This window comes from Arthrobacter sp. TJ-240, from assembly GCF_058269195.1.
Genome location: NZ_JBZCNG010000001.1, coordinates 649,046 through 670,123, shown reverse-complemented (window position 1 = coordinate 670,123; position 21,078 = coordinate 649,046). Strand labels below are relative to the sequence as shown.

19 protein-coding genes are annotated in these 21,078 nt (G+C 66.2%); 13 read left to right on the top strand and 6 right to left on the bottom strand.

The genetic code is table 11. From position 1 onward, the window contains the following. Positions 1-4: 4 nt before the first annotated feature. Positions 5-1,366 (bottom strand): MATE family efflux transporter, encoded by a 1,362-nt coding sequence (locus tag AC4D2C_RS03240; RefSeq protein WP_490912536.1) that lies wholly within the window; start codon positions 1,364-1,366, stop codon positions 5-7. Between the two features lie 78 nt (positions 1,367-1,444). Here AC4D2C_RS03240 and AC4D2C_RS03235 point away from each other — a divergent pair, with 78 nt between their 5' ends. From AC4D2C_RS03235 to AC4D2C_RS03185, 11 genes are all read left to right on the top strand, one after another. Beyond that, on the top strand, positions 1,445-1,801 hold the full coding sequence (locus AC4D2C_RS03235; RefSeq protein WP_490912534.1) for a hypothetical protein: 357 nt from the start codon (positions 1,445-1,447) through the stop codon (positions 1,799-1,801). Between the two features lie 245 nt (positions 1,802-2,046). Continuing rightward, positions 2,047-2,865 carry an ATP-binding cassette domain-containing protein gene (locus tag AC4D2C_RS03230; RefSeq protein ID WP_490912533.1) on the top strand — a complete coding sequence of 273 codons (819 nt, stop codon included), beginning with the start codon at positions 2,047-2,049 and terminating at the stop codon, positions 2,863-2,865. A gap of 86 nt (positions 2,866-2,951) precedes the next feature. Continuing rightward, the gene (locus AC4D2C_RS03225) at positions 2,952-4,046 is read left to right on the top strand and encodes a sugar ABC transporter substrate-binding protein (RefSeq protein WP_490912532.1); all 1,095 of its coding nucleotides are present in this window, start codon (positions 2,952-2,954) and stop codon (positions 4,044-4,046) included. A 71-nt stretch (positions 4,047-4,117) separates the two neighbouring features. Then, positions 4,118-5,134, top strand: a complete 1,017-nt coding sequence (locus AC4D2C_RS03220; RefSeq protein ID WP_490912530.1) for an ABC transporter permease — start codon at positions 4,118-4,120, stop codon at positions 5,132-5,134. Then, entirely contained in the window at positions 5,131-6,132 is a 1,002-nt protein-coding gene (locus AC4D2C_RS03215; protein ID WP_490912528.1) for an ABC transporter permease, read from the top strand. Before AC4D2C_RS03220 ends, AC4D2C_RS03215 begins: the two co-directional genes overlap by 4 nt. Beyond that, the gene (locus AC4D2C_RS03210; protein WP_490912527.1) at positions 6,129-7,082 is read left to right on the top strand and encodes an aldo/keto reductase; all 954 of its coding nucleotides are present in this window, start codon (positions 6,129-6,131) and stop codon (positions 7,080-7,082) included. Before AC4D2C_RS03215 ends, AC4D2C_RS03210 begins: the two co-directional genes overlap by 4 nt. Further along, positions 7,075-7,845: a ThuA domain-containing protein gene (locus AC4D2C_RS03205; protein ID WP_490912525.1), complete on the top strand. Its 771-nt coding sequence runs from the start codon at positions 7,075-7,077 to the stop codon at positions 7,843-7,845. The genes AC4D2C_RS03210 and AC4D2C_RS03205 overlap by 8 nt, the downstream gene beginning before the upstream one ends. Further along, positions 7,842-8,363, top strand: coding sequence for a hypothetical protein (locus tag AC4D2C_RS03200; RefSeq protein WP_490912523.1), 522 nt, complete (start codon positions 7,842-7,844; stop codon positions 8,361-8,363). Before AC4D2C_RS03205 ends, AC4D2C_RS03200 begins: the two co-directional genes overlap by 4 nt. Then, complete coding sequence (locus tag AC4D2C_RS03195) at positions 8,356-9,357, top strand: LacI family DNA-binding transcriptional regulator (RefSeq protein WP_490912521.1); 1,002 nt, start codon at positions 8,356-8,358, stop codon at positions 9,355-9,357. The genes AC4D2C_RS03200 and AC4D2C_RS03195 overlap by 8 nt, the downstream gene beginning before the upstream one ends. Positions 9,358-9,448: 91 nt before the next feature. Further along, a complete protein-coding gene (locus AC4D2C_RS03190) occupies positions 9,449-11,602 on the top strand; it encodes a beta-galactosidase (RefSeq protein ID WP_490912519.1) in 2,154 nt (717 codons plus the stop codon). 24 nt (positions 11,603-11,626) lie between these two features. After that, positions 11,627-12,595: an aldo/keto reductase gene (locus AC4D2C_RS03185; RefSeq protein ID WP_490912517.1), complete on the top strand. Its 969-nt coding sequence runs from the start codon at positions 11,627-11,629 to the stop codon at positions 12,593-12,595. A 46-nt stretch (positions 12,596-12,641) separates the two neighbouring features. Here AC4D2C_RS03185 and AC4D2C_RS03180 read toward each other — a convergent pair whose 3' ends face one another. The 3 genes from AC4D2C_RS03180 to AC4D2C_RS03170 all read right to left on the bottom strand — a co-directional run bounded on the left by AC4D2C_RS03180 (position 12,642) and on the right by AC4D2C_RS03170 (position 16,559). Then, entirely contained in the window at positions 12,642-13,751 is a 1,110-nt protein-coding gene (locus AC4D2C_RS03180; RefSeq protein ID WP_490912515.1) for a Gfo/Idh/MocA family protein, read from the bottom strand. Positions 13,752-13,848: 97 nt separating this feature from the next. After that, complete coding sequence (locus tag AC4D2C_RS03175; protein WP_490912512.1) at positions 13,849-15,177, bottom strand: multidrug effflux MFS transporter; 1,329 nt, start codon at positions 15,175-15,177, stop codon at positions 13,849-13,851. A 212-nt stretch (positions 15,178-15,389) separates the two neighbouring features. Further along, complete coding sequence (locus AC4D2C_RS03170) at positions 15,390-16,559, bottom strand: MFS transporter (protein WP_490912510.1); 1,170 nt, start codon at positions 16,557-16,559, stop codon at positions 15,390-15,392. A 466-nt stretch (positions 16,560-17,025) separates the two neighbouring features. On the opposite strand from AC4D2C_RS03170, the gene AC4D2C_RS03165 reads away from it, so the two are divergent. Then, complete coding sequence (locus AC4D2C_RS03165; RefSeq protein WP_490912508.1) at positions 17,026-18,117, top strand: S1C family serine protease; 1,092 nt, start codon at positions 17,026-17,028, stop codon at positions 18,115-18,117. Positions 18,118-18,125: 8 nt separating this feature from the next. Here AC4D2C_RS03165 and AC4D2C_RS03160 read toward each other — a convergent pair whose 3' ends face one another. Continuing rightward, positions 18,126-18,851: a GAF and ANTAR domain-containing protein gene (locus AC4D2C_RS03160; RefSeq protein ID WP_490912506.1), complete on the bottom strand. Its 726-nt coding sequence runs from the start codon at positions 18,849-18,851 to the stop codon at positions 18,126-18,128. Between the two features lie 321 nt (positions 18,852-19,172). Then, positions 19,173-19,943: a metallophosphoesterase family protein gene (locus AC4D2C_RS03155; protein WP_490912504.1), complete on the bottom strand. Its 771-nt coding sequence runs from the start codon at positions 19,941-19,943 to the stop codon at positions 19,173-19,175. A gap of 221 nt (positions 19,944-20,164) precedes the next feature. On the opposite strand from AC4D2C_RS03155, the gene AC4D2C_RS03150 reads away from it, so the two are divergent. After that, a complete protein-coding gene (locus AC4D2C_RS03150) occupies positions 20,165-21,055 on the top strand; it encodes an aromatic alcohol reductase (protein WP_490912503.1) in 891 nt (296 codons plus the stop codon). Positions 21,056-21,078 lie beyond the last annotated feature (23 nt).

Below are 21,078 nucleotides of genomic sequence, written 5' to 3'. Positions count from 1 at the left end.
CCCGTCACGCCCTGCGGGCCGCCGTCTCCCGCGTGGCTCCCGTGACCATCCACCGGTCGTCGCGTACACGCCACCCGAGGGTCGCGGCACGCGCGAGCATGTACCCGACGCCGAACGCCAGCCACAGCCACACGATCCCCTCGCCGCCGGTCAGGTCCGCGCGGCCCACGAGGACGAGCAGCGGAACGTACAGCGCGAGGTTCACGACGCCGGCGAGCGCCAGGTAGCGGGCGTCGCCGGCACCGATGAGGACGCCGTCGAGCACGAACACGAAGCCGCAGACCGGCTGGGCGGCGGCCAGCACCCACAGCCCCGCGGCGAAGGCCGCCTGCACGGCGGGATCGGTGGTGAAGATCCACCCGACGAAGGGCGCCACGGCGGCGAGCAGGCATCCGGTGACGACGCCGAACCCCACGCCCCACACGATCATCCGGCGGGTGAGCGCCCGCGCCAGGGGACGGTTGCCGGAGCCGAGCTCCTTGCCGATGAGGGCCTGGGCGGCGATGGCCAGGGCGTCGAGTGCGAAGGCGAGGAACGTGAAGACGGTCATGACGAGCTGGTGGGAGGCGAGGCTCAGGGGCCCCTGCGCCGTCGCCACGAACACCGTGGCGAGGATGGCCACGCGCAGCGACAGGGTGCGCAGCATGAGCCACGAGCCCACGCCCGCGGTGCGCCGGATGCCGTGCAGGGACGGCCTCAGCGACACGCGTTCCCGCCGGGAGGACCGCACGATCAGCACGAGGTAGACGGCCGCCATGCCCCACTGGGCGAGGCTCGTCCCGAGGGCGGAACCGGCCACCGACATCCCCGCGCCGTACACGAGCACGTAGTTGAGGACGATGTTGACGCCGAAGCCCGCCCCGGCGACCACCAGCGGAGTACGGGTGTCCTGCAGCCCGCGCAGCACGCCCGTGGCGGCGAGCACCACGAGCATGGCGGTGAGCCCGGGCATGGACCAGCGGAGGTAGTCGACGGCGAACGCGTGGACCTCGCCCTGGGCGCCGAGGAGGGACGCGAGCTGCGGTGCCGTGGCCCACCCCGCGGCGGAGAGCGCGACCCCGAGCAGCACGGCGAGGCCTACTCCGTCGCGCCCGGCCGCGAGCGCCTCGGGGCGGCGGCCCGCACCGAGCAGGCGGGCGACGGCGGGGGTGGTCGAGTAGGCGAGGAAGACCATGAGCCCGACGGCGGTCTGCAGCACCGTGGACGCGAGGCCCACCCCGGCGAGCTCGTCGACGCCGAGATGACCCACGATCGCCGAATCGGCGAGCAGGAAGAGCGGCTCCGCGATGAGGGCACCCAACGCCGGTACGGCGAGGGCGAGGATACTGCGGCTGAGCCGGCGATTGTCCGGCAGGGTCTGCTCCACCCGTCCAGCGTAGATGCCGGACGGGTGGGCCTAAGCTGGGACGAGCCCGATCCGCCCACGAGGACATCCAGGGAAGTCATGAGAACCGGCGTCAAGCAGTACCTCGCAGGACTCGTCCTGCTGTTCCTCAGTACCCTCTTCATCCCGCAGGCCGTCTCCGAGTTCGCACGCGCGGATTCCTCGGGCCGCCCGGCGCCCGCCGACGCGCCGGTGCTGCTCGCCGTCGGGCTCGTGATCGTCCTCGCCGCCGCGGCCTGCATCGGCTGGGGCTACTGGCTGACGCACCGCAGGGGCGCGCCGCGGACGCGGAACCCCGAGGACGACCCCGACGAGCCGCTCCTCCGCCCCGGCTACGATCCCGGGCCCTCCGCGCAGGACCCCTGGCGCGAGCACCCCCTCCGCAGGCCGGACCGGGGAGGGGACGGGCGCCCCTGACGCGGCCGTCCTGCCGGCTCGTCCGCGCACGAAGCAGTACGGACCGAAGCCGTCCGCCCCGGCGACGTCGCCAGAAGTGAGCAACCCGCATCCTGCCCTCCTTCGCCCTGCCGGCCACTTACCGACGTCGATCTCTGCTGCTCCCTGAAGATCCCGGCCATACCCCTTGACGAGTATTCGAAGTTATGTGAACCTCATCTAAATCGTTTTATATAAAACGTTACAGATCGACGAAGAGGTCGTCCATGACGCACGAACTGCCTGCCCCTTTCAGCGAGATCGTCCTACGGGCAAGCGATATCGAGCGTCGGTACGGCGCTGTCGTTGCGCTTTCCTCCGCGTCCATGGAGCTTCGCAAGGGCGAGGTCATGGGGTTGGTAGGCGACAACGGAGCCGGGAAGTCCACGTTTCTCAAGATCCTGTCCGGAGCTGTGACGCCCGACGCTGGAACAATCGAGGTCTCCGGGCGGTCCGTGTCCTTCCGCCGGCCGTCGGACGCCCTGGAAGCAGGCATCGAAACGGTCTATCAGGACCTCGCCCTGGTGGACACGATGTCGGCCGTGCAGAACGTCTACCTCGGGCGGGAAGAGCTCTCCACCAACCCGCTCCTCCGGGCGCTCAACATCGTCAACGACAAGGGAATGCGGGCACGCTCCCGTGAGGTCCTGAAAGATTTGGGCGTCGGCATCCAATCCGTCAACGTCTCGGTCCGTGGCATGTCCGGCGGACAACGCCAGTGCCTGGCTATCGCCCGAGCGCTGATCTGGGGACGTCAGATCGTGATCCTCGATGAACCCACAGCGGCGCTCGGAGTCCGGGAGTCCGCGCAGGTCCTCGAGCTCATCGGCCGGCTCCGCGACCGCGGCGTCAGCGTCATCCTTGTCAGCCACAACATGCAGCAACTCGTCCAGGTCGCAGACCGGGTGACCGTCATGCGCCTGGGCCGGACCATCGCTACCCGTGACGTGGCCGACATCACCCCCGAGAGAATCGTCGGCCTCATCACCGGGGCGATCCCCGCCGACGTCGCAACACCCGAGGACACGTCCACCGTCGTCGCCTGAAGGACTTTCACCCGTCCCACTACCGCACAACCGCATGATCTCGCCCGTTCCACCATCACAGGAACATCACCCCCAGGAGAACTGCAATGACGCAACTCACCACCCGCTCACGCCTGGTCCGCGCAGCCTTCGTCGGCCTCGCCGCGACCAGTCTGACCCTCACCGGATGCAGCACCGTGGATCCCGCAGCGGGAGGCTCCGGTTCAGGGGCAACCGATGATGGAACCTTCACCCTCGGCTTCGCGGTCGGAGGCCAGCCGGACGCCGACTGGCAGGACCTCCAGGGCGACGTCGCCAAAGGCCTCGCGGACCAGCGCGGCTGGGACTTCGTCGAACTCTCCAACGACAACAGTGAAGCCACAGCCACGACCAACGCCGACCTCTTCATCCAAAAGGGTGTCGATATGGTCATGATGTTCAACGGCCAGCCCTCGGCGAACCCCGTGATCGCCAAGAAGTACGACGACGCCGGTATCCCGGTCGTGACCTTCGACATCGCCCAGCCCGGCTGGTACTTCGTCGGCGTCGACAACGCCTCAGCCGGAACCGAAGGAGGAACCAAGCTCGCCGAGCTGGCCCAGGAAAAGTGGGACTGCGACGTCGATCTGGTCATCTCCGCTGAGGGAACCGCAGCCGGCCAGATCAACGAGTGGCGCACCGGCAACGCACGCACCGCCATTCAGGAGACCTGCCCGGACATCCCCGAGGAGAACTACGTGTCCTATGAGGCAGACGGTAACCTCACCACCTCCCTCGCCAACGCTCCGGGTGTCTTTGCAGCCCACCCCGACGCCGAGAACATCCTCGTCGTGGGACTCAATGACCAGGCTGTCGTCGGCGCCCTCCAGGCAGCAACTCAGCTCGGCAGGGACGGCTCGATCATGGGCTGGGGCCAGGACGGCGGACTGATCACCGGAGACAACGTCGACCCCAACCTCGCCGGAAGCGTCATGTACTTCCTCGAGGGTTACCCGGCCTCCGCCTTCGAAATCGCCGACCAGATCGCCGAAGGCAACGCACCGGAGGTCAAGGACACGGGCGATAACGCCGCGGTCAGCGTCAAGCCCTGCCCGGTCACTCAGGAACAGGCTGCATCCATCCCCGGCATCGATGAGCGTGTCTCCGAACTCGCCTCCGCACCCAAGGGAACCACCGAGCACGACCTCTTCTGCGAGTTCTAGATCGACCTTCGAATCCCCTGATAACGCCCGACCATGACAGCGACCGGATCGGTCAGAGACGACACCACACCATGACCACATCTCACCTCACCCCGACCGATCCGGTCGCCTCCGAGCCGGACAAGCCCCACATCTCAGTCAGGGACGGGCGCACCTTCACCTCGTTCCGCGACGCGATCAGCATCACCGGCGTATGGGTTCTGCTCCTGGTGGCCACACTCATAGCCCGCCCCGATTTTCTCTCGAACCAGACCCTGCTCGCTGTCACCTTCACCATGTCCATCTCCGGGGTCCTCGCCGTCGCCCAGGCGCTGATCGTCATCAGCGGAGGCCTCCTTGACCTGAGCCTTCCCGTATCCCTGACCCTGAGCGCCTGGGCCACGGTCAGCGCACTGAACGCCGGACTGCCAACGGTTGTCGCCATCCTCGCCGGCCTGGGGGCCGGAGCCTGCTGGGGGCTGCTCAACGGTGCCATCGTCGTCTTCGGGAAACTGAACCCGATCATCGTGACCCTCGCGACCGGATTCGGCGGACTGGCGATCATGCTGATCCTCTTCAAGTCCGCGCAGATCCCTTCGTCATCCGCGTTGCGGGCGTACGGACTCGGACGCTTCCTCGGACTGCCCAACATTTTCTGGCCCATGGTGATCACGATCATCCTCTTCGGTCTCGCCCTGACATACACCCGCTGGGGTCGCCGCCTCATCGCGATCGGAGGCAATGCCCGCGCCGCCAAAGCACGCGGTCTGAACCTGCGGCGGATACGCCTGGCGACTTTCGCCGGATCCGGAGCCGTCGCCGGCCTCGCAGGAGTGCTCTTCTCGGCCGTCAATCCAAGCTTCACGCCGGCCTCCGGGACCGGCTTTCAGCTCATCGTCATCGGAGCGGTCATCCTCGCCGGCATCAGCCTCTCCGGCGGAAAAGGAAACCTGCTCGTCCTCCTGCTGAGCGTCGGATTCCTCGCAACCATCCCGACCTCGATAGCGTTCTTCGGTCTGCCCCCGGCCTGGTCGCTCGTCTTGCAGGGTGCACTGCTCATCATCGCCGTCGGCATCGATGGCGCCCGACTGAAGAGGACAAGCCGATGACCGCCCTCGCCTCCCCGCTCTTCGAAGACCGCCCCCAGTCCTTCCGGCAGAGAACACTCCACTCCTTCAACGGACCCGTCGGAAGCATCACCGCCACCCTCGCCGCCACCCTGCTCGTCGGACTGCTATGGGTCGGACCCGAATTCTTCGCCCCCTCGAATATTCAGATCGTCGGCGTGAGCGTGGCCATCCCGCTCATCGTCGCCGTTCTGGCCTCATTTGCGCTACTGGCAGGAGTTGTGGACCTCTCCATCGGCTCAATGGTCGGATTCGGGGCGGTGATCTTCAATCAGCTCGTTGCCACGGGCCTGAACCCATGGCTGGTCGCAGCCATCACCATCAGTGTGGGCGTCGTGGTCGGACTGACCAACGCCTTCGTCATCGTCCACTTCGGCGCCGAACCCCTTGCCGTCACCCTCGGCATGCTCACTCTGCTGCGCGGACTCAGCCAGGCGATCGTCGTCAGCGCCCCGCCCACGACCCTCATCGACCCGCTCTACAACGTCACACAGGGAGCACTCCTTGGATTCCCCACTCTCCTGCTCATCGGCATAGGCATCACCCTGGTCGCCGCAGGCTTCATCGGCAAAACCAGGGTCGGCCGTAAGGTACAGGCCGTCGGCGGTGACCACCGAGCCGCCGCCCGGGCCGGAATCTCGGTAACGAAGGTGCGCGTCATCGCCCTCGTCGTCAGCGCCGTCGGAGCGTCCATCGGCGGGATCCTCTACGTGGGACAACTCGGTTCAGCCTCGAACATCCTCGGAACCGGACTCGAGTTCCAGATCTACGCGGCCCTCATGATCGGTGGGTACTCCATCACCCGCGGCGGTGTCGGCAATCCGCTCGGCGGCCTGCTCGGCCTACTGGTCGTCGCCGGCATCACCAACATCCTCAACATCCAGTTCTTTGACCCCGACTACCTCGACCTGATCGTGGCACTCATCCTGCTCGCCGCCGTGCTGGTCGACCGCTTCCGCGGAGGAGACGAATTCGAATGACCCAGCACACCCTCCAATCAGCACCCCTAGGACGTACGGGCCTGCGCGTGTCCCGTCTTTGCATCGGAACGGCAGCATGGGGGGTGTCTTCTCCCGTGCACGAGCTCACCGTCAGCGAGACCGACGCTGTAGCGACAGCCGGCCGGGCGTTCGCCGGACCCGTGACGGTCCTGGACACCTCGAACAACTATGGCGACGGGGAGAGCGAGCGCCGGGTCGGGGCCGCCATCCGGCAGTACGGGCTCCCTGACGGCTTCGTCATCCAGACAAAACTGGATCGCGACCCGACAACGGACACCTTCGACACCAAGCGGATGCGTGCCTCGCTCGAGGAAAGCCTTGAACGCCTCGGGCTGGACCGCGTGCCCATCCTCTACCTCCACGACCCGGAACACATCGGCTTCGACGCGGCTATGGCCCCCGACGGGCCTGTCGAAGCGCTGCAGCGCTTCCGCGACGAGGGCTACGCCGATCACATCGGAATTTCCGGGGGGCCGGCGTCCATGCTCCAGCGATTCGTCGAAACCGGGCACTTCGATGCGCTGATCACGCACAACCGGTTCACCCTCGTGGACCGCACCGCGGACCGCCTCCTCGATGCCGCCACCCAAGCTGGAGTCGGCGTCATGAACGCGGCCGTCTATGGAGGCGGACTGCTCGCCAACTGGCCGCGATCGACCAACCGGTACCACTACGCCGAAGCCACACCAGGGATCCTGGCAGCAGTTGACGCCATGGGTGCTGCCTGTGACAGGCACGGCGTACCACTGCGGGCAGCCGCCCTCCAGTTTTCCACCCGCGATCCCCGCGTCTCATCGACCATCTGCGGAGTCGTCTCCCCTGAACAGGTCGATGAAGCAGTGCTGAACATGAACCTCGACATCCCTGACGCGCTGTGGGACGAACTCGACGCTATCTGCCCGGCCCCCCGCATGTGGATCAATGACTGATCACGCCGCGGACACCACCATCAAGGCCGTCACCGGCGTCGACTCCGCCACTGGTACTTCCGCGGGTAGCCCGAGGATTGTGCTGCTCGTCGGTGCAGGAGCCCATGGTGATCCCTGGCATGCCCTCACGGCGACAAGTCAGCGGATCGCAGAGCTCCTGCATGACAATGGCTTCACCGATGTCCACGCTGTGAGCACAGGCGAGCAGGGCGACTTCGTCGACGCCATGGAGGGCACGGATGTTCTGATCGTCAACGCCAGCAGCGACCTCTCACGTGCGGCGCCCGAGTCGGCTGCTGTTGTGGACGCCATCACGTCCCACTGGCACCGGGGAGGAGGCGTCCTGGCATCGCACTCGTCCACTCTTGCCTTCCGGGACGACCCTCGCTGGGCGGAACTGCTCGGCGGACGATGGGTCCCGGGGACCACCATGCACCCCCAGATAGGAACCTCCCTCATCCAGGCGGCCCCGCATACCCACAACGGACTGACCTTCGACGACTTCACGGTCTATGACGAGCGATACACCCACCTTGAAACGTCGACGCAGGCGCAGATCCTGGCGATCCACACCGAAGACGGCGTGACGCATCCGCTGATCTGGACCAGTAACGCACACAAGAAGTACGGGCGGGTCGCGTACGACGCCCTCGGTCACGGAGTCGAGTCCTACGACTCCCCCGCCCACCAGCAGGTATTCCTGTCACTCGTACGATGGGTCGCCGGCACGACCATCACTGCCGGGCAGGAAGCACCAGCATGACTACCGCGCACGACAACCAAACCACCCTGGTGTGTCACGGGTCTCTGGGCATCGACCCGGTGTTCTACGAAATCATCTGGCTCGGACGGAACCCTGACCGAGTGCTGTCGGGTTTTCCTGATACCCACCTGGCCAACCGTCCTGTCTGGCGCGTCGTCGCAGGTTATCTGATGCTGTCGAAATCCTCCCCGGGCTCCGGGCAGGAAACTCTCGGGATCTTCAGTCACGGTCGCCAGATAGGTCAGCTCACCGAAATCGCGGATGGCGCGGTCTGCCTTCGGTTCGACGCTCCTCCGCACCTCGACGGGCGGGTGCTGCGCTCAACCGCCGGCGCTGCCGTCGTCGCCGACCCGGGCACCATTATTTGCCTGGGTGGGGATGAGTATGAAGTCCTGCTGACCTCGCCGGTTCCGGATCGACTGGGCTTCACGTTCGTGCATGGACCGGCCGCAGGTAAAGTCGAGAACCGCATCGGGCTCCTACACAGCCTCAGGCGTCTGAAGGGGGACCATGGGTGAGATCGGCATCAAGCACGTCGCGGCCAGGGCGGGTGTGTCCGTCAGCACCGTCTCCAACGCCCTCAACAGGCCCGAACTCGTGTCGAGTTCCGCTGCTCATCGGGTCGCCGAAGCCATCACCCACCTCGGCTACGTCCCTAATACCGCCGCCCGGCAGCTCAGGGCCGGGCGCAGCAACGCGATCGGCATGGCTGTCCTGAACATCACCAACCCGTTCTTCGCCGATGTGGTGCTCGGCGCCGAGGAGGAAGCCGAGCGGGCCGGCTACTCGATCATCGTCGGCAACAGCTACGACTCCGAAGAACGGGAGTCACGGCACCTCGACCTGTTCGAGCGCCAAAGGATGGACGGCATTCTCATAGCGCCGGTCCGCACGCCAACAGCGATGCTGGAGCGCTTCCGGCAGCGCGAGGTACCCGTTGTCCTCGTAGACCGGGCCGACAAGGAAGGGATCTTCCCCTCCGTCTCGCTCGACGACGTCACCGGCGGCGCCATGGCCACCGAGCACCTCCTCCACGGAGGAAGCCGCCACATCGCGTTCATCGGAGGCCCGCTCGCCGTTGACCAGATGCGCGAACGCTTTGAAGGATGCCGATCCACCGTCGAAGCAGCCGGTGCCCGCTTCACCTTCATCGAGACCACGACCCTCAACCCCCAGCTCGGTCGCGATATCGGTGACCGGATCGCGGCCCTCCCGATAGCTGAGCGGCCCGACGGGATTTTCGCTGCCAATGACCATGTTGCCCTCGGCGTGCTGCAGAGTCTTATCCGCCACGGCGTCTCGGTCCCGGGCGAGATAGCCATCATCGGTTACGACGACATCGACTTCGCCGCCGCCGCCGTCGTCCCTCTCACGTCCATCCGGCAGCCGGCCATCGAGATGGGCGCCCACGCCGCGCGGCTGCTCCTGCAGGAACTCAAAGCCGTGCCGCCGTCCGACGTTCAGACCCGATTCGAGCCGCTCCTCGTGCCGCGCCAATCAACCCGGCACTGACACCACAGGAACCTACGACCAGATACTGACGGTTGCCAGAACTGACGGCGCTGCCCCGCCGACTCATCCCACCCCACCCACGTCATGGAGGATGCCCGTGTACTACGGAGCCGATTACTACCCCGAACAATGGACGCCCGAAACCTGGGACGAGGACATCCGGCTCATGCGAGAAGCCGGAGTCAACCTCGTCACGGTCGGGGTCTTCGCCTGGGCACGTATCCAGCCCGATGAAGACTCCTTCGACTGGGAGTGGCTCGATGACGTCTTGGGCCGGCTGCACGAAGCCGGCATCTCCGTGGACCTGGCTACCGCGACAGCATCGCCACCGCCATGGGCCTCCACGCGATACCCGCAGCTTCTTCCTCAGGATGCAGACGGAACGACCTACTGGCCGGGCAGCCGTCAGGCCTATGCGCCCAGTTCGCCGGACTATCGGCGCCTGGCGGCAAGGCTCGTCACCGAACTGGCCGGAAGGTACGCCCGCCACCCGGCCGTCGTCATGTGGCACGTCAACAATGAATACGCATGTCACCTGCACTACGACTATTCCGACAATGCCGCGACCGGGTTCCGTCAGTGGCTCAGCCACCGCTATGGCACCATCGACGCATTGAATGTGGCGTGGGGAACCCTTTTCTGGTCCCAGCGCTACAGCGGCTTCGACGAGATCCTGCCTCCACGCAAAGCGCCCTACAGCCACAATCCGTGCCAGGCGCTGGACTTCAAACGCTTCACCTCCGACACGCTGCTCGAACTCTTCATCATGGAACGAGACATCATCAGGGCCGCTGGGGCGCAACAACCGGTCACCACCAACTTCATGGGAGCCTTCCCGCCTCTGGACTACTGGACCTGGGCCAAGGAGCTCGACTTCATTTCCGACGACAACTACCCCGACCCCAACGACCCCCACTCCTTCCGCACCGCGGCGTTCACACGCGACCTCATACGATCCCTCAAACCAGGACGCCCGTGGGTGCTCATGGAACAATCCACCAACGAGGTGAACTGGCGTCCGAGCAACGCCCCCAAAGCCCCAGGACAAATGGCTGCGCTATCCATGCAAGCTATAGGCCATGGTGCCGACGGCATCATGTTCTTCCAGTGGCGGCAGTCCCAGCGTGGCAGCGAGAAGTTCCACTCCGCGATGCTTCCCCAGGCGGGGACGGGCACCCGCACCTGGCAGGAAGCTGCAGCCTTCGGGCAGATCTTGGCCGACGTGACTGATCTACCCAGTGGTGAAGGCTCCAGCGGGGCACGGGTCGCTCTCGTCTTCGACTGGGAGAACTGGTGGGCGCTGCAGAACCCCGACCACCCTGCCGAACTGGACTACCTGAACCTGGTGCAGCGCTGGTACGCCGCCCTCCACCGCCAACACCTCTCGATTGATCTGGTACCCCCGACCGGAGACCTGACCGGGTACCAGGTCGTGATCGCACCCCACCTCTACCTCCTCACCGATGACGGGGCCAGCAACCTCACACGGTTCGTAAACGGCGGTGGTCACCTCCTCGTCACAGCCTTCAGCGATATCGTCGACGAACACGACGCGTTCCGCGGCGGAGGGTTCCAGGTTGGTTTGCGGGACATCGTGGGCGTCGCCGTGCACGAATTCGGGGCCCTCATTCACCCCCCTGCAACCCCGGCCGGCCCCACTTCCGCCGGCGAAACACACCAGACTGATCGCGCAGCACTGCGTGAACCAGGTGAGGACCACGCCCATTTCGACACACCCGTCGGAACCCTTACCGGCCAGTACTTCGCCGAAGTACTGGACATCCTCAATCCAGCGGTCACCGTACTCGCACCCTTCACCACGGGCCGCGCCTCCGGCAAGCCGGCCTTCACCGCCCTCCACGCGAACATCGGCCGGGACAGCGGCAACCAGTCCAGCGAACAGTGGGAACAGCTGGAACAGGGGGGTGTTGGATACTATCTTGCGACCATTCCGGACGACCACGGGATGCTGCAGCTCACACGATGGCTTATGCGCCAGGCCGGTATCACGCCCGAACTGCCCGATTCGGGCTCAGCGGACCTCGACTTCGTCGAAGTAGCCCGTCGTGGTGACGTTCTGACCCTCATCAACCACGGCCCCGGTAGTGCCACTGTCCGCCTGCCCGAGGCTGTGTCCGGAAACCGATCGTCGCCTTCCCCTGTGGAGCTCGCCCCTTTCGGTTGGGCGCTGATCGGTACTACCGGTCCACTCCACCGCTCCGAACCGCTTCAGCACCTTCGCTGACCGATCCTCACGAAAGAACCTGATATGGATTACACACGCCTCGGCTCCGCCGGTGCCGTTGTCAGCAGAATCGCCCTCGGCACCATGAACTTCGGCCCTGTCATCGGACGGGAGGAGTCCTACGGCATCCTGGACCTCGCCGTGGAGAACGGTATCAACTTCATCGACAGTGCCGATGTTTACGGCGGCCACCCCTGGGGAAACCAGCCCGGACAATCTGAGGAGCTCCTCGGTGACTGGATGCAGGCCCGTAGCAACAGGGACTCCCTCGTCATCGCAACGAAGGCCTATGGGCCGATGGGGCAGGGTCGGAACGACCGGGGGCTGTCTGCCCTGCACATCCGCGCCGCCGTCGACGCTTCCCTGCGGCGCCTGCAGACCGACCGCATCGACCTCTTCCAGATGCATCACATCGACCGGGCCGTACCCGTCGATGAGGTCCTTGATGCCTTCACGACACTGCAGGCGCAGGGCAAGATCATCTACCTCGGCTCATCGAACTTCGCCGGCTGGAACATCGCCCAATACCGTGAACACGCCTCGACGCGGAACCAGCTGCCCATCGTCACCGAACAGTCGGTGTACAACCTGGCCCAACGGCTCCTCGAACTCGAAGTCGTCCCGGCCGCCCAGGAATACGGGATGGGCATCCTCCCCTGGTCCCCCCTGGCCAGCGGCCAACTCGGCGGGGTGCTTCGCAAAACCGATCGGTCCCGGTCACAGGACCTTGACCGGCTCGGAGAACGCCGACCCCAGATCGAGAAATACGAACGCTACGCCGAGGAACTCGGCGTCGATCCGGCCGTCCTTGCGATCTCGTGGCTGCTGCATCAGCCCGTCGTCACCGCGCCGATCATCGGGCCACGCACAGCCGGGCAACTTACCAGCGCCCTCGAGGCCCTTGATCTGACGATCACAGTCGAGCAGCTCCAGGCCCTGGACGGGATCTGGCCCGGGCCTGGCGGCCAGGCCCCTGAGGCCTACGCCTGGTAGCACCAGCTACAAAGGGGCGCAGTAGGGGAAGACCCAGGGGCTTTCCCTACTGCGACCAGACCTGGGGCCGGGAGCGGACAGGCTCACCGGTAGCCGCCGCTTCCTGCATCAAGAGGGACAGGTAGTGGTCCTGGCTTGCTTCAGCCAAGCTGTACAGGTCGGGACCACCCTGAACATGCTCAGCCATCCGCACGAGGCATTCAGCGATCGCCAGCTCGTCATCACTCAGCCGCGCCGGCATGAAGTCGTTGGTGAACACCCACTCGGTGCCGGCCAGGATGCCTCGTAGGAAGAAGCCCTCGAGGTTGCCGCCTTCCCCCGCCGCCACACGACGAAGGGACGTCGACACGGGCGTGCGGTAATCAGCGAGGTAGCGGACGTCGAGGTCGTTGATCTCTCCCCGTTCTCCCCTGACGAGCAGTCGGTTCGCCCTGATCCAGGAAAAGTATTGTTCGGCTGCGAAGTCGTAGACGCCGAGGCGGTCACCGTAATCGAACCGGGCAGAGACTTGTTCGGCGGTGATGACGACCTCCTGCTGCGGATCTCCATGTCGGCTCGGGCCTTGTACCAGCGGCGACTCGAACGTCGAGGCGGTGATCGTGACGTCATTGAAGCCCACGCCCAGGGCGCGGCGCATGATGCTGACCCCGTGGTAGTCGTGGCATTGAGCGACCAGCACCTGACTGATCCGTCCTAGACGCCCGGACGCAGCGAGGTGCAGTTGTGCACGTAGGAGCGGGGACAAGTGGTACTGCTCCGCCACCTGGATGATGGTCCCCCCACGCACCAGTTCGTACAGGGTGGTGAGCGCCTCAAGGTCCGGTCCAGGAGGTGTTTCCGTCAGCACCGGAACCCGGAGTTCGGCAAGACGCTGAATAGTCTGCGGTGCGACATCCCGCGGTACGGACACGACGACGAAGGACGGAGACGTAGCCCCCACAAGGTCCTCGATCGAGGCGAAGGGCTGCACACCCCATATGTCTTTGATGCGACGACCCGTGTCCTCGCTTCTGGTGACGAGGCCGGTCACGGCGAAGCGCTCAGGCAGTTCCTGCGCCACACGAAGGAAGAACTCGCTCCTCCATCCGCTTCCTACGATGCCGAAACGGATACGGCCGCCCGCGTTGCTCGTACTTCCAGTTGCCGATGACTTCAAGGGACTCTTCCTTTCACGGAATCGCTTCCGGCCAGCCTGAGCGGATTCCCACCGTCTCGGCGCGCAGGCTTGCTCGTCACTGAATGCTGCGGCACCGTCATGACCGGTTGTTCGTGGCCGTTGGAGCGTGCACCGGGCGCGGGGCGCCGTCGGGATGAGTTCGGGGTGTTTCCGCTGTCACGCCTGCCTTCCGCGCTCCTAGGAGCAGGAGGGCGCCTGCGATCAGCACGCAGATCGCCATGACCACGGAGGTAGGCAGGGCGGATGACAACCCAAACGCACCCGAGACAGGCGCGATAAGAGCCGATCCTGTCATATTCGCCGCTCCAAGGAGCGAGGCTGCCGTACCAGCACGCAACCCATGATGCTCTAGGGCAGTCGCCTGAAGTGCTGGGCTGACCAACCCGAACGAGGTGGTGAACGCCATGATGGGAACGGTCAAACCCCACACACCAAGATTCGGGGCGAGGCTGACGCTCAAGACCAGGATCACCAGTGCTGCGACCAACGCGAAAGCCCCAACACGAATGACGAGTACGGGTGAGGAACGTTGAGCTATGACGCCGCCGATCTGTGCGCCCGCCACCATCAAAGCGCCCTGCGCCCCGAACATGAGCCCGTACTGCGCTGGGCTCAACCCGAAGACGTCCTGCAGCAGAAACGAACTGCCCGCCATATAGGACATCATCGCGGCGAACAGGAATCCCCCTGCCACGGCTAGAGCACGGAATTGTCCATCGGACAGGAGGCTGCGGTAATCGTCGCGCAAGCGCACACTTTTGCGAAGCTGGCGCCGCTCAACGGTATTCGTCTCGTTCCGCACCAGGATCACCCCGGCGACGCACAGCAACACCACGCCGTACCCGAGAAGAACCCAGAAAAGGCCCCGCCAGCCCACAACCTGCAGCAGCTGAGCCCCCAGGGCAGGTGACAGCACTACGAACAGACCCGAAGCGATGGAAAGTCGTGCAAGGAACACGACCAGGCGTCTACCGCTATACAGGTCCCGGACGATGGCGATTGCCAACACAGCGCATGCAGCCGACCCCATGCCCTGGAAAGCGCGACTGGCGATGAGCCACTCCACACTCGGTGCGACGGCGCAGGACGCAGTTGCTAAGCAGTACAGCACGATCATCACGACGAGCGGGCGCGCACGTCCGACCGCGTCGGACACAGGGCCCGACGCCAGTTGCCCGACACCCATCCCGATAAAGGCGGCTGTCAGAGTCAATTGCACGCCTGACTCGTTGGTTCCCAGATCACGGCGGATCGCTGTGAACGACGGAAGGTACAGATCCATCGTCAAGGGCCAGATGACCTGCAGCATCACAAGCGCACACACCAACACTGCGAGACGTCGGTGTGATTCTTCTGGTTTCACCTCTGTGCCCTTCCGGGTCGGGTCAGCACGCAACTGTGCCAAGCAACCTCCTGAGCCCGATCCGCATGGAAACCGCTTTCCACGGGTCGTCTTATCGTGCGTCACTCCTCCACCATCGTCAAGAGAAGCTCACGTGTAGGTGCACGACGCCTCAGTGAGGTACAGACTTCAGAGGCACACGGGCCACGTGCCGTCCTACAGCACGTGGTCGTAGCTAGGTCCTCAGTGTGCCCAGAACGAGCAAGGACTGGGCATCAGCGCTGTGCCTGCTGTCTGACCTTTCGTGGGAAGGCAAGAAGGAGAGATCCAGCGATAACCCAGATGCAGGCCATGGAGGTGACGAGGACTGTCGCTCCGAGCGCGTAGGCAGTGCCGGCCAGGGCTGCGCCTATGGCCGAGGCAGTCGCCCGTAGCCCAGCGCCCATGGTGAAGACCTGTGACCTCACCGACGGAATGCTTTCCTGGTCCCTGAGCAGGAGCATGGCGGCGTTCGATGGTCCTGTGAAGATGCCTGACAGGCCAATCCCGATCAGAGCGACAGCAAGCGGCAAAGCTGGTGCGGCGATCAGGGTACATAGTCCGGTTGCAGCAAATCCGGCCCCCATGGTCCATGGTGCGCTGCGAGATGAGCGTCGCCGAGCCACGGTCCAGAGTGCGCCGACGAGCCCGCCGCCGGCGAACGCGGCAACGATCCAGGCGGCCGTACCTTCATTTCCGGCCCGTTCGGCAGCCAGGGCGACCGCAGCGATGCTCAACGCCCCGGCCCCTACCTGACTCAACGCTCCGGCAAGGGTGACGATTGCAATCGGACGATGCTGAACGATGTACTTGAGGCCGCGAGCAATGGACGCGCCAGCGCTCTCCAGGCGGAGCTCGCGAGGCGCCATGCGTACTTTCAGTGATGCGACACAGCCCACGAGAGCTAGAATCGCCAAAAGGGTCATCGCGATCCGTGGGGAGCCGGTGATCGAGAGAGTGGCTGCGGTTACTGCCGGCCCTCCGATTGCGGCAAGCGTGTATGACAGGGAGTCCTGCGCGTAGGCGCGACGGGGCTCACTTACGTTGTCGGTGGCGAAACTGGACAGCCCGCCCATGTAGATCGGTGTGGCGAGGCCCGCGGCGAGCAAAGCCATGAAGATCAGCGGCAGAGGTACCCTTCCGAGCTGGGCGGAGGCGAGGAAGGCCGCAGCTGTGACAGCGGACGCCGCCAAAAGGAGGTTGCGTGGCCGTCGTGCCCGATCGAGCCACGCCCCGACGACCGGTGCTGCAATGATGCTGGGGAACAGCGCCGCAGAGGTGAGGAAACCCCCGAGGGCAACGTCACCGACCTGGTCAAGTGCCAGCAGCGGCAAGGTGACTACAGCGCCCGTGCTCGCAAGACGCAGTGGTATCGACGTCGCTTGATACGCCCAGGTGCCGTTCACTCGTCCGCCTCCCATGCTGCCCTGCGTGTACTCTGAAGCCCGTTCCACCAAACCTGCAGCTGTGCCTGGTGAGTGACGGCCGGCAGCAGTCATAGCTGAAAGCTCGGAACCAGGCGGAGTGCAACGCAGAGGGCATCGGACGAGGTATGCCGGGTTCACCAGTCGCTGCTGATCAACCGGTATGAAAAATCTACCGCGACTCTCGACGGTCGCGGTGACTGCGATGGCGAAGCGCACCAGTGCGGCCCTTCGGCCTGCTCCCGCTCGGCCTTGCGTGCCTTCTCGAGGCGATGATCTGCGAACTGGCCGGGCGCCGGCCGCGTTCCGCATGTCCAGTCCCCCGGATCCCCGACTGCTGCTTGTCACCCGGGCCGGCACCTTCCTAGAGTCGGTAGTGGCCGGTGACCCCAGCGGCCGTCGGTCGCGTCGCCGTCCGGGCCCCAGCCCATCCCAGGAGGACCGAGCCATGTTCCGCACCCGCACCCCGTCGTCGCCCGCCGCCGTCACCGGCGTCGCGCTCCTGCTCCTGGTCACCGGCTGCACCGCCGACGGCGCCACCGACACCGCGCCGAGCGCGCCCGCACAAGTGCAGGGCGAGGACGGGACGTCGTCGGACGCACCGTCCGGGTCGTCCGGATCCGATACCGATGAGGGCGACATGAGCATCCCCGACATCGTCGAAGCCGTACAGCCGTCCGTGGTCACCATCTTCACCGAGGAGGGGCTCGGCAGCGGCGTCATCTACACCGAGGACGGCCTCATCCTCACCAACGAGCACGTGATCCGCGGCAACGGGGACGTGGAGGTGGCGTTCGCCGACGGGCAGCGCGTGTCGGGGACGGTGGAGGCCGCGGACGCTGTCTCCGATCTGGCGCTCGTGCGCGCCGACCGCACCGACCTGCCCGCCGCGACCTTCCAGTCCGGCCTGCCGCGCATCGGCGAGCTCGCCGTCGTCATCGGCTCGCCCCTCGGGTTCGAGAGCACTGTGACGTCGGGCATCATCTCCGGTCTGCACCGGGAGATCCCGGGGTCGGCATCCTCCAGCCAGTCGCTCGTGGACCTCCTCCAGACGGACGCGGCCATCAGCCCGGGCAACTCAGGCGGTGCTGTCGTGAACGGGCGCGGCGAGATCATCGGCATCAGCGAGGCCTACATCCCGCCCGCGCAGGGTGCCGTGTCCCTCGGTTTCGCGATCCCCGCCCCGACCGCCATGGAAGTGGCCGAGGAGCTGCGCGAGGACGGCACGGCGGAGCACGCGTTCATGGGCCTGGCCCCGGGCGCCATCACCCCGCAGATCGCAGAGCAGCTGAACCTGCAGGACACCACGGGCGTCGTGGTGCTGTCGGTGTCGCAGGGCGGACCGGCCGACGACGCCGGGATCCAGCCGGGTGACATCATCACGAGCATCGGGGACGACGAGCTGTCCGCACCCGAGGACCTCCTGGCGGCGCTGCGTCAGCGCGACCCGGGCGAGACCGTCGCCGTCGAGATCCGGCGCGGTTCGGACACGCGGACGGTGGACGTGGAGCTCAGCGACCGGCCCGCGGTCCAGGGCTGACGCCTCCGCTAGTCGAAGTGCGTCTTCGCCGGCCCCTGGCCGAGCGACTCCAGGACCGAGGCCGCGACGTCGCGGAGCTTGATGTTCCTGGCACTGGAGGCCGCCTTGAGCATGGACATCGCGGTGTCCTGCGAGCAGCGGTTCTGCCCCATGATCACGCCGGCGGCGAGGTCGATCGTGGTCCGGCTCTCCATGGCGGCCCGCATGTCCGCCCGGGCCTGGGCCAGGCCGGCGATCCGCACAGCGAGCCGGAGCGAGGCCCCGACCTCCTCGGCGAACAGCTGCGCCGCCTCGATGGCCTGATCCGTGAAGGCGCCTGCCAGCGGCGAATAGAAGTTGAGGGCCGCCTTCGCCTCGCCCTCGAGGGGGATGGGGACTCCGAGCGCCGACTTCATGCCATGGCTCGCGATGGCCCTGCTGTACTCGGGGAAGCGTTCCTCGGTGTCGAAGTCGCTGACGTAGTGGACGATCCCCAGGCGGGCGGCACGCAGGCACGGGCCGTCGTTGTACGCGTACTGGACCTCGTCCATCTTCTGGGCGTCGGGGCCGTTGCTGGCGACGGTGATCTTGCTCCGGTCGCGCAGCAGGGTGATGCCGCACAGGACCTCGTCGTCCTCCGCGGACAGGGTTCGCCCGGCCATGGTGACCAGCTTCGTCAGGAACTGCTCGACGTCCTCGCTGTCGAGGACCATGTCCTGCAGCAGGGCCGGGACGGGCTGACCGCCGTCGCTCACGTGATGTACCAACAGATGTACCTTTGCATCCGCTCCCTGCGGGCACGCGCGATGCTGCGAGGAGAAGGTGATGGCCGCCTGCTGCTAAACGACCTAAAGAATATTACCCAATAGTCCGGGCTTCTCCCGCCGCGGGGCGAGAAGCTGTCAAGGCGCGCGATCTCCGCGTACCGGCCCCTCCCGGTGATGGCTGCGGCGCACACTGGGTGTACGCAGCAAATGGCCCGGACCTGTCCGCGGACTGACGTTGACCACATCGATGTGCTTGCACGGACATGGGGCGTTGGTCGGGAGTCAAGCAGCCGGCTCCCGACCACCCGCTTATCCCCGGGCGGGGTCGAGCAGTCCAAGCCGGGCGTGCTGGCCCCGGTAGACGGCCGTCCGCAGTTCGATCGCGTAGGCCTCGAGGGCCGGCATTCCGAGCTCCGTCGCGGCGGCGATCTCCGCCTCGACGTCGTACGCGACCCGCACGAACTGGATGCCGAAGGGATCCGACCGGCCGCCGTCGGGCTCTCCCTCCAGGATCACGTACGAGGCCTGCGGTTCATCGAGCGGGTTGCCCACGCTGCCCACGTTCACGAGCGTCCTGCTCCGGTAGGTGGAGACGAAGGCGTCGTGGATGTCGCCGTAGCAGACCACATCCGGTGCGGGCCCGTCCCCCGTCAGCTCCGTGGCCGCGAACATGCCGTCGAACTCGCCGTCGGTGTGCCGGGCATGCACGCGGTGGTACACGCTCTTCGCCGAGGCGTGGAACATGCGGATACGCCGCCCACTCAGCGAGATGTCATGGGACAGCGGGAGCGTCTGCAGCCATCGGCGGTCCTCCGGTGTCAGCTCGTTGTGCCACCACCAACCGGCGTCGTCGCGCCACTCCGGCGTCTCGCTGGGCAGGAAATCGTCCCAGTTGCCGCGCACTGTGACGGCACAGTGCAGGCGGCTCAGGCGGACGCACTCGGAGCCGCGCGGCCCCTTGCCCGCGACGTCGCCCAGGTTGTAGACGGTGGCGATGCCGCGACGCCGGAGGTCCTCCAGCACCGCGGTGAAGGCGGTGGTGTTCCCGTGGAGGTCCGAGATCACGGCGACGCGTTCCATCCCGTCAGGCTATCCCAGTCCCGGACAGCCGGGCCGCGGGTCCGTCGTGCGAGAGGTCGACCGCGTGGGCGTCGAAGGGCTCGGAACCCTCCGGGATGTCCGGCCGGGTGCCTGATCGGTGTCACACTCGAGACGCATGCCGAAGGCGTCCGCCGACCCGTGCGACCGGTCTTCCGGTGCCGCTCGACCCGCCCTTCCCTGCCCCTTCCGAAGGAAGTCCCATGTCACAGACTATCGTCATCGCAGGAGCCACCGGGGATCTCGGCGGGCGCATCGCCCGCGCGCTGCTCGACCAGGATGTCGAGGTGCGCGTGCTCACGAGGACCGCGAGCGATCCCGGCGCCTCCGACGCGCTGCGCTCCCTCGGGGCGAAGATCCTGCCGGTGGACTACGCGGACGCCGAGGAGCTGAAGAGCGCCGTGGGCGGGGCCGACGCCGTCGTCTCGGCACTGAGCGGACTCGCGCCCGTCATCCTCGACAGCCAGACCCGGCTGCTGATGGCCGCGGTGGCCGCGGGCGTCCCGCGATTCATCCCGTCGGACTACTCGCTCGACCACACCACCATCAAGGACCGGTCGAACCGGAACCTCCAGCTTCGGAGGGACTTCCGCGCCATCCTCGACGCCGCCCCGATCCGCGCCACCTCCGTGCTCAACGGCGCCTTCGCGGACATGCTGACGGGAGTGGCACCCCTGGTCCTCTTCGGCCGGAGGAGGGTCCTCTACTGGCACGACGCGGACCAGCCCATGGCCTTCACCACCAAGGACGACGTCGCCGCCTACACCGCGCGCGCCGCCCTCGACCAGGACGCACCGAGGTTCCTCCGCATCGCCGGGGACACCGTCTCCTCGCGGGACCTGGCCGCGATCATGACCGACATCAGCGGCGAGCCCTACCGCCTGCTCTACGCGGGGAGCATCGGCTCCCTGCGCCTCATGGCCCGCGCAGGGCAAACCTTCTCCGGGGCCTCGGAGGACCTGTACCCGGCCTGGCAGGGCATGCAGTACTTCGGCAACATGTTCAGCGGGGACGGCGCATTCTCCACGCTGGACAACGACAGGTACGGGTCCCGCACCTGGACCTCCGCCCGCGAGGTGCTCGCGGAGCGCTGACCGCGCCACCAGTGGGCGGCATC